The 13,327-nt window shown below is 60.9% G+C and carries 11 protein-coding genes; 7 read left to right on the top strand and 4 right to left on the bottom strand.

From position 1 onward, the window contains the following. Positions 1-4 precede the first annotated feature (4 nt). The 5 genes from M1D88_RS04175 (at position 5) to M1D88_RS04155 (ending at position 5,480) form a co-directional block, all read left to right on the top strand. Positions 5-1,660, top strand: coding sequence for a DNA repair helicase XPB (locus M1D88_RS04175; RefSeq protein WP_458113325.1), 1,656 nt, complete (start codon positions 5-7; stop codon positions 1,658-1,660). Between the two features lie 80 nt (positions 1,661-1,740). Next, positions 1,741-2,451, top strand: a complete 711-nt coding sequence (locus M1D88_RS04170; RefSeq protein WP_309106599.1) for a response regulator transcription factor — start codon at positions 1,741-1,743, stop codon at positions 2,449-2,451. A 53-nt stretch (positions 2,452-2,504) separates the two neighbouring features. Continuing rightward, positions 2,505-3,929: a sensor histidine kinase gene (locus M1D88_RS04165; RefSeq protein WP_458114421.1), complete on the top strand. Its 1,425-nt coding sequence runs from the start codon at positions 2,505-2,507 to the stop codon at positions 3,927-3,929. Between the two features lie 97 nt (positions 3,930-4,026). Further along, positions 4,027-4,314, top strand: a complete 288-nt coding sequence (locus M1D88_RS04160) for a WXG100 family type VII secretion target (protein WP_458113324.1) — start codon at positions 4,027-4,029, stop codon at positions 4,312-4,314. Positions 4,315-4,514: 200 nt separating this feature from the next. Beyond that, positions 4,515-5,480: a metallophosphoesterase gene (locus M1D88_RS04155; RefSeq protein WP_458113323.1), complete on the top strand. Its 966-nt coding sequence runs from the start codon at positions 4,515-4,517 to the stop codon at positions 5,478-5,480. A 24-nt stretch (positions 5,481-5,504) separates the two neighbouring features. Here M1D88_RS04155 and M1D88_RS04150 read toward each other — a convergent pair whose 3' ends face one another. Then, positions 5,505-6,515, bottom strand: coding sequence for an RNase H family protein (locus M1D88_RS04150; protein ID WP_458113322.1), 1,011 nt, complete (start codon positions 6,513-6,515; stop codon positions 5,505-5,507). Positions 6,516-6,961: 446 nt separating this feature from the next. Between M1D88_RS04150 and M1D88_RS04145 the strand changes: the two genes are divergently transcribed. Both M1D88_RS04145 and M1D88_RS04140 read left to right on the top strand, forming a co-directional pair. Then, positions 6,962-8,659: a carbohydrate binding domain-containing protein gene (locus M1D88_RS04145; protein WP_458113321.1), complete on the top strand. Its 1,698-nt coding sequence runs from the start codon at positions 6,962-6,964 to the stop codon at positions 8,657-8,659. A gap of 56 nt (positions 8,660-8,715) precedes the next feature. Next, entirely contained in the window at positions 8,716-9,810 is a 1,095-nt protein-coding gene (locus M1D88_RS04140) for a hypothetical protein (RefSeq protein ID WP_458113320.1), read from the top strand. A 93-nt stretch (positions 9,811-9,903) separates the two neighbouring features. Here M1D88_RS04140 and groL read toward each other — a convergent pair whose 3' ends face one another. The 3 genes from groL to M1D88_RS04125 all read right to left on the bottom strand — a co-directional run bounded on the left by groL (position 9,904) and on the right by M1D88_RS04125 (position 13,300). Beyond that, positions 9,904-11,532: a chaperonin GroEL gene (gene groL / locus M1D88_RS04135; RefSeq protein ID WP_458113319.1), complete on the bottom strand. Its 1,629-nt coding sequence runs from the start codon at positions 11,530-11,532 to the stop codon at positions 9,904-9,906. Between the two features lie 293 nt (positions 11,533-11,825). After that, complete coding sequence (locus tag M1D88_RS04130; RefSeq protein ID WP_458113318.1) at positions 11,826-13,097, bottom strand: ABC transporter substrate-binding protein; 1,272 nt, start codon at positions 13,095-13,097, stop codon at positions 11,826-11,828. Next, a complete protein-coding gene (locus tag M1D88_RS04125; protein ID WP_247048443.1) occupies positions 13,097-13,300 on the bottom strand; it encodes a cold-shock protein in 204 nt (67 codons plus the stop codon). Before M1D88_RS04125 ends, M1D88_RS04130 begins: the two co-directional genes overlap by 1 nt. Positions 13,301-13,327: the final 27 nt, after the last annotated feature.

The raw sequence follows: 13,327 nt of genomic DNA, 5'->3' as shown, positions 1-13,327 counted from the left end.
AACAGTGTCTGACGGCCCATTAATCGTCCAGAGCGATAAGACCATCCTCCTGGAAGTGGACCACGAACTTGCCACGGAGGCCCGCCATGCGATCGCGGCGTTTGCCGAGCTGGAGCGGGCCCCGGAGCATGTCCACAGTTACCGCCTCACTCCCTTGGGTCTCTGGAATGCCCGCGCCGCGGGACTCGACGCCGAACAGGTCCTTCATACGCTGCTGAAGTATTCGCGGTTCCCCGTTCCCCATTCGCTGCTGGTGGACGTCGAGGAAACAATGTCCAGATACGGCCGGCTTCGTCTGGAGAAGGACCCGCAACACGGGTTGGTTATGCGCACCGATGACTATCCCGTGCTCGAGGAGGTCTCGCGGGCGAAGAAGATCCAGCCGTTGCTCGGCCCCCGGATTGACGGCGAGACGGTGGTGGTCCATTCGTCCGCACGGGGGCAGCTCAAGCAACTGCTGCTCAAAATCGGCTGGCCCGCAGAAGACCTCGCAGGCTACGTTGACGGCACACCGCATCCCATCCTCCTGAACGAGACAGGATGGAAGCTCAGGCCCTACCAGCAGCTGGCGACCGAAAACTTCTGGGCCGGCGGCAGCGGCGTCGTCGTACTTCCCTGTGGTGCGGGAAAGACAATCGTTGGCGCGGCGGCCATGGCCACCAGTTCCACCACTACGCTCATTTTGGTGACCAACACGGTAGCGGCCCGGCAGTGGAAGGACGAACTGCTGAAGCGGACATGCCTGACTGAGGAGGAGATCGGCGAGTACTCCGGGTCCGTCAAGGAGGTCCGGCCTGTCACCATCGCCACATACCAGGTCCTGACGACGAAGCGAGGGGGCCTGTACCCGCACTTGGAACTCGTGGACGGAAATGACTGGGGCCTCATCATTTATGACGAAGTCCACTTGCTGCCCGCTCCGATTTTTCGGATGACAGCCGATCTTCAGGCCCGCCGCCGCTTGGGTCTCACCGCTACCTTGGTCCGGGAAGACGGCCGGGAAGGCGAGGTCTTCAGCCTTATTGGTCCCAAGCGCTACGATGCGCCGTGGAAAGACATCGAGGCCCAAGGCTATATTGCTCCCGCCGATTGCGTCGAAGTCCGGCTTGATCTTCCTCGCGATGAGCGGGTTGCCTACGCCATGGCCGACGACGCCGACAAATACCGCCTGTGTGCGACGTCAGAAACGAAAACCCGGCTGGTGGAGGATCTCGTGGGCCTGCATCAGGGCGAGCAGCTGCTGGTGATCGGACAGTACATCGATCAGCTTGACGACATTGCGGAGAGGCTCCAGGCACCTGTGATCAAGGGTGAGACGCCGGTGCGGGAGCGGCAGAAGCTTTTTGATGCCTTCAGGTCCGGGGAACTCACAACCCTCGTGGTCTCCAAAGTGGCGAACTTCTCCATCGACCTGCCCGAAGCCTCGGTGGCAATCCAGGTTTCAGGGTCCTTCGGCTCCAGGCAGGAGGAAGCCCAGCGGCTGGGCAGGCTCCTCCGGCCGAAACAGGATGGCCGCTCGGCCCGTTTCTATTCTTTGGTTGCCCGAGACACACTGGACCAGGATTTTGCCGCCCGCAGGCAACGTTTCCTGGCCGAGCAAGGTTACGCATACAGGATCATGGACGCCAAAGATGTCGGCAGGAACCCCCAGGAAGCCTGAGGGACGAAGGCTTCCGTTGCCCGTGAAACATACTGCTTTCGTCCAGAAAACTCCCAGACACTGGGAGCATTATGGGAAGTATGAAAAAGAATGGGCCCGAAGCCAAGCTCCTTGTTGTCGATGACGAACCGAACATTCGCGAGCTGCTGTCCACCTCGCTTCGATTCGCAGGCTTCGAAGTGGTCTCGGCCGGGAACGGACGGGACGCCCTGGCTGCAGCTGACCTCCATGCGCCGGATCTCGCCGTCCTCGACGTCATGCTGCCCGATATGGACGGCTTTACTGTCACGCGACGCCTTCGGGCCGCGGGCAAACACTTCCCCGTCCTTTTCCTTACTGCCAAGGACGACACGGAAGACAAAGTGACAGGGCTGACCGTTGGCGGCGATGACTACGTGACCAAACCTTTCAGCCTGGACGAGGTGGTTGCCCGCATCAGGGCTGTGCTGAGGCGCACCCAGCCGCTGATCGACGACGATGCGGTCATCCGTGTAGACGATCTGGAGCTCGACGACGACGCACACGAAGTCCGTCGGGGTGGAACCGTTATTGAACTCTCCCCCACGGAATTCAAGCTTCTGCGGTACCTCATGCTCAATCCGAACAGGGTGCTCTCCAAGTCCCAGATCCTGGACCATGTGTGGGAGTACGACTTCAACGGAGACGCTTCGATCGTGGAGTCCTACATCTCCTACCTGCGCCGGAAAGTGGACATCGACCCCGATGCCCCGGCGCTCATCCAAACCAAGCGCGGCGTTGGATACGTACTGCGAACGGCTGAGAAGCGCTGACGTTGCTGCACCGCTGGAAGTCGGCCTCCCTTAGGTCGCAACTCGTGGCCATCATGATGGCGCTGATGCTGGTCGCCCTGACTGTCACCGGGGCTGGAACCCTGACGCTTCTGCACAGCTATCTGCAGGGCCAGGTGGATGACAAGCTCAAGGCTGCCCTCGACTCCGCGCGCCGGCAGCAGTCATTCAGCCAGTTGCAGGAACAGAACCCGTCTGTGCCCACCGACTACTCGCTCATCCTGTACAGCCCCGGCCAGCAGCCCTTCCCGTTCGGCGGCAGCAAGGTTTCCCGTCCTGCCATCGACGGCATTTCCCCTGCCCAGGCTGATGCACGCAAGAATGTCCCGTTCCAGGTGCGCGGGACAGACGGCGGCAATTGGAGGGTCGTGGCGGTTAATGTGCTGGATGGAAACCAGCGCAATGCAGTGGTGATTGTGGGGCTTCCGCTGGCTCCCGTGGACGAGGTCATGGAGCATGCCGTCCTGGTGGTCGTTGGCGTGGGGCTCCTGACATTGGTGTTGGCGTTCTTCATAGCCACCTGGACTGTCTCGCGCTCCTTCCGGCCGCTGGGGAGGGTTGAAAAAACAGCTGCGGCGATCGCCGCCGGAGATCTTTCACGGCGAGTGGACGTTGAAAACCCCGGTACCGAGGTTGGCAGGCTGGCAAGCTCGCTCAATGCCATGCTGGCGCACATCGAATCGGCCTTCGCTGCACGCCTCGCCTCAGAAGAGCGCATGCGGCGTTTTGCAGCAGATGCCTCCCACGAGCTCCGCACACCCTTGGTTACCATCCGCGGCTTCTCGGAGCTGTATCGCCACGGCGCCCTGGCTTCAAAGGAGGATGTGGGCACCGCTATGGGCAGGATCGAAAGCGAAGCCAAGAGAATGGGCAGCATGGTGGAGGACCTCCTGCTCCTGACGCGCCTTGATGAACAGCGCCCCCTGCAACAAAAGCCGGTTGACCTGATGCTCATTGCTCACGACGCTGTGGTGGACACCCAGGCCAGCCAGCGTAAGCGGGACATCAGTTTAATAGGGCTCGACGGCGGCCCCACCGCACCGGCGCCCGTCCTGGGAGACGAAGCCAAGCTCCGCCAGGTTGTGGGCAATCTTGTGGGCAACGCCCTCCGGTATACCCCCGAGGGCACCCCCATTGAGCTCGCTGTGGGCGTCAGAGCCGACCACGAGGGCGGCCGGCGCTCTGTTATTGAAGTTCGGGATCATGGACCCGGCATCCCCGACGAGGAGGCACCCAGAATCTTCGAGCGCTTCTACCGCGCGGACACCTCAAGGACCCGCGAAACGGGAGGCAGTGGATTGGGACTGGCCATCGTGGCTGCCATTGTGGGCTCTCATGCCGGAACTGTCAGGGTTGAACACACCGAAGGAGGAGGCGCCACGCTGGTTGTCACCCTCCCGCACCATGATGGTCTGGCTGACACGAAGGATGACGTCGAAGTTATCCACATACAGGGATAGGCCATGGCAGTGGCCTCCGCCGTCTCCGTAGGCTTGATGCAAGGGCCGGGACAACCGGTTTTGTGTTACTCACTAACAAGCATCGAGAGGCATCTCCATGACCATCATTTCCGTCGATACCGAACTTCTCCAGGTCAAGTCAGCAAATGTAAAGGCCACCGTGGACCGCATCAGCTCGGATGTCCAGACAATGAAACGCGGCCTGGACGAGCTGCAGGCCACATGGCGTGGTTCGGCTGCCACCAACTTCCAGTCCCTTGTTACCGAGTGGACGCTGACACAGGGCAAAGTGGAGGCGTCCCTGGCATCCATAAATCTTGCCCTGAGTTCGGCGGCTGCCAGTTACGCGCAGGCTGAACAGGGCAACGCTCAGCGGTTCAGCTAGGTGCCGTTTCTGTTAGTGCCCTTTAGGTCAGCTCCGACAGCGTTGCCTGCTGGCATCTCCGCTCTGCCCACTCGTCAGGTCACCGCCGCGAAAGCTATGCTCGGAACTGAATCGCCAACCTGCAGGGTCGGTGAACGAGGGGATGCGTGTTTGCCATGGGATTCAGCAAATCTTCCATCCGCGTAGGGCTAGCGGCAGTCTTGTTCTGCCTCGGCATGACAGCTTGCCAGCCGGCCTCACAGTCTGATGAAAGATCGGTCCACTTCACTGCGGCAGGAGATATCGGCGTCGGCAAAGGTGCAACAAGGGTCCTCGACGTGATCGCTGATTTGAAGCCGGACCTCAATATTGCACTTGGCGATCTTTCCTACGAGGCCGGCATCGAGGAAAAGTTCTGTGACATGGTGAAGGAAAAACTTGGCATGGAATTCCCGTACCAGCTGATCACCGGGAACCACGAAAGTGACGGGCATGACGGCGATATTGCCAACTTTGTCAAATGCCTGCCCAATAAACTGCCAGGGCTGCAGGGAGAGTACGGGACTCAATGGTACGTAGACGTCCCGCAGGATAAGCCCCTTGTCCGATTTGTTCTGGTGTCACCTGGAATTGATTTCCATGGGGGCGAGCGGCTTGATTACTCCGAGGGAAGCGAGCGTTGGAGGTGGACTGAGGCCGCCATTGACGGTGCCCGGGAGGCAAACATTCCTTGGACTGTGGTGGGTATGCACGCTTCGTGCTTCAGTATGGGCCGCTACGAATGTGAGCCCGGAGCACCCTTGATTAACATGCTTGTCAGCAAGAAAGTTGATTTGGTTCTCTCCGGCCACGAGCACGTTTATCAACGGACCCACCAATTGAATGTTAATGACAGCTGTCCCCGACTGGTTCCGGGGAAGGTATCGGGAAATTGTGTGGCGGACGACGACAACGAAATGAAGGAAGGTCAAGGAACGGTTTTCGTTACCAACGGCGTTGGTGGAGTTTCGCCTAACGAAGTTTCAGATACTGATTCTGAGGCCGCGTATTTTGCTGTCTGGTCAGGAAAGAACCGGGATCCTGCACAGGGAACGCTCGACGTAAGAGCCACGGCTTCCCGGCTCGATGTCCGCTTCGTCCCTGCGGCAGGATCTTCCTTTACGGACGATTTCGTACTTGAGAGGTAGCTGAAGCTGAGGGGACTGGTGCGCTTATGCTTCCTCTGTCCCCTGGTGAAAGCGGATCCGCCATTGAGCCCCGTCAAGAACCCAGAGGGAGCTGCGGAGCGTCGTCCCGGTCCGCGTGTGGCTGCGGTAGGTCAAAAGCACCGCAGTGGGGCAGATACGGTCGGCTGCCAGAAGTTCCAGCTCAGTCCTCGGCCCCGGATTCTCCTCCAGCTCCGTCATCATCGCGTCCCGGGTCCAGAGCCGCCCTGAGCTTCCGATCTCAGTAAAATCCCGATGCAGCAAAACTCCAGTCCGCCCGATGTCTGCCCGCACTTCCGGGCTGAGTAACTCGCGTTCAAGCTCCTCCACGATAACTTCCGGGGCAGGCTCGGCGGCAGACGGCAGGGCAAAAGGATCGGCGTCGAGTTCGCTGAAAAGGTCAGGTTCCTCGTAAAGTGCCGCCTCCCCGTAGCCATGTGAGGGTTCCGGGCGTGAGGCTCCCGCCTTCGTAGGCACGGGAGCTGCAGGTAGAGCCTCCAGGGGCTCCCTGCGGGGGGTGGCTTCGCTGGTGCCTGTCCCAGCTCCGTGGACGCCGGGGAAACCGGGTCCGGTTCGGACGGCAATACCCTGCTGATAGGCGGTAGCGGCTGCCCGGGCACGTTCATCGGCAGCCTCGTTCAGCTCGTGACCGGCATGCCCCCGTACCCACTCAAAAGTGTAATTGCGTCCGGTCAAGGCCTTATCAATCTCTTTTAGAAGCTCGACGTTGAGCACAGGTTTGCCGTCCGCCTTGCGCCAGCCCTTGCGCTTCCATCCCGGCATCCACTTTGTAACCGAGTTGATGACGTACTGGCTGTCGCACAGGATCCGCAAGTCCTCGTCCGGCAAATGGGCGGTTGCATGGAACAAATCCAGCACGGCCATGAGCTCGCCTTGATTGTTGGTGCCTTGCGGCCATCCTCCGGCTCGCCAGCAGTCCTCATCTACGAACCAGGCCCATCCGGCCGGACCAGGATTTCCTAAAGCCGAACCGTCGGCCGCTGCAATTATCGTCACCTGAACATCCTGCCAGAACAGTCCGACAGTGAGCAGCTTGCCCCATGTTTGGTGGCGACCCTGGCACTGCCGTCAGAGCACCTCTGGCCCGAACACTACGAAGACGACGGCAATTATGACCTGATTTTTTTCTCGGCCTCCTCGTAGCTGCCCGGCCAGGTTTTGTAACAGCCAATGATGAAATAGCAGGTCCCCCGGGTTCTAGGGGCAAAAGGCCCGGTTTTTAAGTGACGCAGACCTCAAAATGGCATTGTTAGCGCGCGCACATACACATCGTTTCAATGTCATCTGAAAGACAGGCCGAGCACCCTAATGCCGTTACCAAAGTGTGACATAGGGGATACCCGCTGGTAGTCTCGGCTACCGACATCGACGGCCGCAACGCAATGGCATCCATTGATGCCCGTGTCGACAGCCGGTCCCCCAGCCAAGGAAGTAGTTCAAACTTGAATACGACCCCCCAACGAGGACGGCATGTCCTCGTCCAATCAAACACGCCCCCGGCAGCTGAACGCCGCAGGTTGTCCCCCCTGGCAGCCAAGGCCCTTGCCCTCGGAGGCGCGGTGTCTGTCCTCGCCACCGCTATCCCTGTTGGCCTCGCGGCAACGGCAGCCACATCGGAATACGTAGTCAATGGAGGCTTCGAAAACGGCACGACGGCCTGGAAGACCAATACGGCAGCCCAGAGCATCACTGCTGTTTCCGGCGGCCGTACCGGTCAGGCAGCATCGTTGGCGACGTCCACCAGAGGTGACGTCGTCCTGAACGACAAAGTCGCTACTATCCCCACGACCACCAGCGGAAAGACTTATTCCGTAAGCGCATGGGTAAAGACTCAGACGCCTGGTGTCTCAGGCCAGCTCCGTATCCGCGAAGTATCTGCATCCGGAGTCAAATCTCATTCAACACCTTTCAAGCTGAGTGACACCCAATGGCACGAAGTGAAGCTTTCAATGACCACTAGCTCCAGTGGCGGCCACCTGGACCTGAATGTTGTGGGCACCTACTTCGCCACAACAAGTAAACTCCTCGTCGACGACGTCTCTCTGAAGGACGCCTCGACCGGCTTGGCTACTACCTCGGCAGCACCCGCCCCGACGACGACGTCCCCGGCGCCCACCACCTCGGCACCCGCACCCACGACGACGTCCCCCGCGCCGACGACCTCGGCATCCGCACCCACCACAAGCACTCCGGCACCAAGCACCAGCGCCCCGGCACCCGCACCCACCACAAGCACTCCGGCACCGGCACCAACGACGGCCGCTCCGGCGCCGGCGCCGACGGCGGCTGCACCCGGTACAGCGACCCTCACAGGTACCCAAACACCGGAGATGGGGATTCCCAGCAAGGTACTGGTCGGAGCCGCCTATGGCGGAAATACAGATCCTGCCGATTTTGAGCAGAGGATCGGCGGAACCCTCCAAATCCGACGGACTTTCTGGCGTGGGGACAACGTTGACTCAGCCGTCCGCATGGCCACCGGTGACGTAGCCAAGGGTCGTCTCCCATGGCTCAGCTTCAAGCTGCCGTACACCTGGTCAGAGATGGCTGCCGGTAAAGGCGACGCTTGGGCCAAGGATCTCACGCAGAAGCTGGCCGCCCTCAACGCGCCTGTCTGGGTCGCCTTCCACCACGAGCCTGAAGGGGACGGGGACGTCACCCAATGGGTTGCCATGCAGCGAAGGCTGGCACCAATCGTTCACGCCAACTCCAACAACATTGCGTTCAGCACCATTCTTACCGGCTGGCACCAGTTGTACGGTGATTCGCAGTACTCCCTGGACGCCCTCTACCCCGGCGACGGATTGGTAGACATCATGGGCTTTGACCCGTACAACGAATACGGGGTAGTCAAGGACGGAAAGACCATCACGAATCCGTTCAAGTTCAATCTTCCAGCTCTCTCGGCCTTCGCGAAATCGAAAAAGGCGGCCTGGGGCCTAGCTGAAACAGCATTGACTGATGAGGCTTCCAGGGTAGACCCGACCTGGATGGACCGGACCTACTCCGAGCTTTCCGCCAACGGAGCAATCGCCATGACGTACTTCAACACCGAAGTCAACGCCTATGGTTCCTGGCTCATCAATGACCCGGCCAAGACTCAGCAGTTTGCTGACATCCTCAGGCGCGCAGAGGAATAACACGTCAGCGCTAGAATCAGACTCACGAGCTTGAGCAAGCGTGGGGAGGGTGCTGGGTGAAAGTGATCGCCGCGGTCAGGGCCGTCCGGCTCGACGGCGATCGCGCACGCCGCACCCTCCTCTCGCCTCAGCGTTGTGTCAATGAAAAAGCGCTTGGACCAACGGGCAGCATCCTTGCCCGGAAGCTGATCCGAGTGGCCCTCGCGCTGCTGCTTCTCATCCAGCTGGTAGCGTGCGACTTCCCTTTCGGCCGGGATCCCGGCGCAGCAACACCCGTTCCCCCGGCCTCCCCCACCCCCGTTGTAGAACCGATGCCGGCCTACTCGCACCCACCCGAAATGGGAATTCCGAACAAAGTGCTCGTGGGCGCGTCCTACGGAGCAAATACGGATCCGGCCGAATTCGAGCAGAAGATCGGCGGAACTCTGCAGATCCGCCGCACCTACTGGGATGGAGACAAGGTGGACTCCGCCGTCCGGACCGCGAGTGAAGACGTCGCCGTCGGACGTATCCCCTGGATCAGCTTCGAACTGCCGTACAGCTGGGCAGAAATGGCCGCAGGCAAGGGCGACGACTGGACGATAGACCTTATCCTGAAGCTTGCCGCCCTGAAGGCGCCCGTTTGGATTGCCTTCCACCATGAGCCTGAAGGCGATGGGGAAGTCAGAGACTGGGTCGCCATGCAACGTCAGTTGGCGCCGATAGTCCATGCCCACTCCGACAACGTGGCGTTCAGTACTATCCTCACAGGCTGGAATCAGCTCTATGGTGAAGCGCAGTACTCCCTCGACGCCCTTTATCCCGGGGACGGGCTCGTGGACATCATGGGCTTTGACCCCTACAACGAATACGGCGTAGTCAAGGACGGCGTGGTAATCACTTATCCGTTCGACTTCGGCCTTCCGACCCTCGCCGCCTTCGCCAAATCAAAAAAGGCGGCCTGGGGCCTTGCGGAAACCGGCTACACGGACGACGCCGCGATGGCGGATCCGCTCTGGCTGGACCGCACTTACTCTGAGCTCTCGGCGCATGGGGCAATAGCACTCACCTACTTCAACACCGAACTTAACGCTTATGGATCGTGGCTCATCGACAGCCCTGCCAAGATCAAGGCTTTCTCCAACATCCTCAAGCGGGCGAAGGAAAAGTAGCAGCTTCGCACCTCGGCAGGCCATGGACACATAAAAGTACGGCCCCCTCCAAAGAGGGGGCCGTACTTTTGATCTTCAGGCTAAAGCAGGGGGTTAGAAACCGCCCATGCCGCCCATCTCGTCGCCGCCACCCATGGCCGGAGCGTTCTTCTCCGGCTTGTCGGCCACAACGGCCTCGGTGGTGAGGAACAGTCCGGCGATGGAAGCCGCGTTCTGCAGGGCAGAGCGGGTTACCTTGACGGGGTCGTTGATGCCGGCAGCCAGCAGGTCGACGTACTCGCCGGTTGCAGCGTTCAGGCCGTGGCCGGCAGGCAGGCCGCGGACCTTGTCCACAACAACACCCGGTTCGAGGCCGGCGTTGAAGGCGATCTGCTTCAGCGGAGCGTCAATGGCTACACGGACAATGTTGGCGCCTGTGGCCTCGTCGCCCTCGAGCTGCAGGTTGGCGAATGCCTTCAGGCCGGCCTGAATCAGAGCAACGCCACCACCGGCGACGATGCCTTCTTCAACGGCAGCCTTGGCGTTGCGGACAGCGTCCTCAATGCGGTGCTTGCGTTCCTTGAGTTCAACCTCGGTTGCGGCACCGGCCTTGATGACTGCAACGCCACCAGCCAGCTTGGCCAGGCGCTCCTGCAGCTTCTCGCGGTCGTAGTCCGAATCGGAGTTCTCGATTTCGGCACGGATCTGGGAAACGCGGCCAGCAATCTGGTCTGCGTCGCCTGCACCTTCAACGATGGTGGTCTCATCCTTGGTGACAACAACCTTGCGGGCACGGCCAAGGAGTTCCAGGCCGGCGTTCTCAAGCTTGAGGCCGACTTCCTCGGAGATGACCTGACCGCCGGTGAGGATGGCGATGTCAGCCAGCTGGGCCTTACGGCGGTCGCCGAAGCCAGGGGCCTTGACGGCTACGGACTTGAAGGTGCCGCGGATCTTGTTGACGATGAGTGTCGCCAGGGCTTCACCCTCGACGTCCTCGGCAATGATCAGCAACGGCTTGTTGGACTGCATGACCTTTTCCAGGACAGCAACCAGTTCCTTGACGTTGGAGATCTTGGAGTTGACCACCAGGATGTACGGGTCCTCCAGGACGGTCTCCTGGCGTTCTGCGTCGGTGACGAAGTACGCGGAGATGTAGCCCTTGTCGAACCGCATACCCTCGGTGAGCTCAAGCTCGAGGCCGAAGGTGTTGGACTCTTCGACGGTGATGACGCCTTCTTTGCCCACCTTGTCGAGGGCTTCGGCAATCAGCGCACCGATTTCGTCGTCACCGGCCGAGATGGAAGCCGTGGCTGCGATCTCTTCCTTGGTTTCAATTTCCTTGGCATTGTCCAGCAGCTCGCGGGTTACCGCTTCGACTGCCTTCTCGATGCCGCGCTTGAGGGACAGCGGGTCCGCCCCGGCTGCTACGTTGCGCAGGCCTTCCTTAACCAGGGCCTGTGCCAGCACAGTTGCCGTGGTGGTGCCGTCGCCAGCGACGTCGTCCGTCTTCTTGGCAACTTCCTTGACCAGCTCGGCGCCGATCTTCTCGTAGGGATCGTCCAGCTCGATCTCCTTGGCGATGGAAACACCATCGTTGGTGATCGTGGGGGCGCCCCACTTCTTTTCGAGGACGACGTTGCGTCCACGCGGGCCGAGGGTGACCTTGACGGCGTCGGCGAGGGTGTTCAGGCCCCGCTCGAGGCCGCGGCGTGCCTCTTCATCAAATGCAATGATCTTGGCCATAACGGCAGTAGTCCTTTCGGGACAGTCGTTAAGAATGAACCCAGCTGCGGTGCCCGCGACGGACGATCCTTCCCCCTTGGCCTCTGTACACCAATGGTTGGAATCTCACCCCAGTCAGGTATTTCTTTCGCTCCTGTGTCCGGCTTCCGTACCCGGCGACCGGCCTGAACCGGACACCGCATTAGCAGTCGATACATAGGAGTGCTAACTCAATAATTAGCACTCCACCGGGGAGAGTGCAAGCAGAAGCCATCAGAGCGGTTCAATACCGGGGCAGGCTTCACTGCCAGCGATCATCCTGCGTCCTTGGCTGCGGACTCGGTACCGGACATTTTGGCCGTATTATCCGCTCCGTAGGTGAACACCATGTAGTTGGCACTCGTGATGTCCCCGCTGGAGTCAAAAGCTATGGCACCCGATTCGCCGTCGTAATCCACCGTCTTCCCCGACCGGATTCCGTCTGCACACTCCTGATATGTCTTGCAGGCCAGCGCGTCCGCTGCCCGATCGGCTTCGCTCGCCGCCCGTCCTCCCGAGACGGCAAGCAGGTGTGAGGCGATGGAGGCGCCGGCGTCGTCCTGCGCTGCGGCCGCCGCGATGGCGGCCAGATTTACGGCATCGTAGGTTTCCGCAGCGAAGGTCATGTCTTTGAGCTGCGCGTTGACCGCCACCAGCTCGCCTTGGAAGTGGGCGGACGGGAAAGTACCCGGGAGCACTCCACGGGAGCCATCGAGGGCCTTGGAACCAAGCCTTGAGCCATACTGGTCCACGGCCCCGTCGCTCAGAATCAGCTTCTTCCCTCCCAGGCCTGCATTGTTCAGTTCAGCAATTGCTCCGACGGCATCCTGGCGCGCAACCAGTATGACGGCGTCGGGCGCCGAATCCTTGGCCTTCGCCGCGGCCCCCCGCGCATCCCCTGGCGTGAATTCAGCATCCACGGCAATATCCAGATCGGCCTGGCTGGCCGCCGACTTCAGTGCGCCCGAGACGTCGGCCCCATAGCTGCCTGCTTCATGAATCACCGCCACGCTGCGGGCACCACCGTCCTTGGCGAGTTTGGCCAGCACCGAAGCCTGGGCGACGTCAGCAGCCGCGGTGCGGAAGTAGTAGCCGCCGCTCTTATATTTGCTCAGTGCCATTGCCGTATTGGCCGGCGAGATCAGGGTGACGTTGGCACGGGCGAGCACATCGATGGCTTCACCTGCATGGCTGGAATCCGTTGGGCCGATCACGACGTCAGCCTTGGCAGCGACCAGTTCCCTGGCCTGTCCGGAGGCATCCTCGTTGACCATCTCCGGCAGCAGCTCAACAGGCTTCCCTTTATGGCCGCCGGCAGCATTGATCTCCTGCACCGCAAGCCGGGCGGCCGTCCGCTGGGAATCATTGAGGAACGACCGGTCCCCCACGTTATCCAGGATCAGGCCAATCCGCAGGGTTCCGTCACCGCTTGCCTCGGCCTGCGCCAGACGCGCGTTTCCGGCCTGACCGGCGCATGCAGTAAGGGCAAGGACAAGGCAGGCACACGCCGTCATGACCGCCCTGGCGGCGGCTCGTTCGGCCCCCATCAGGCAGGCCGGACGTTTTCTGCCTGCGGGCCCTTCTCTCCTTCGCCCACTTCCAGCTCAACACGCTGGCCCTCTTCGAGCGCGCGGTAGCCGTCGCCCTCTATCGCGGACCAGTGGACAAAGACGTCATCCCCGGATCCGTCCACGGTGATAAAGCCGTAGCCCTTTTCGGCGTTGAACCATTTGACGGTTCCCAGAGCCATGTTGTCCACACTTTCATTGCTGCTTCC

The organism is Arthrobacter sp. R1-13 (genome assembly GCF_054161475.1).
This window is presented reverse-complemented; position numbering and strand designations above follow the sequence as displayed.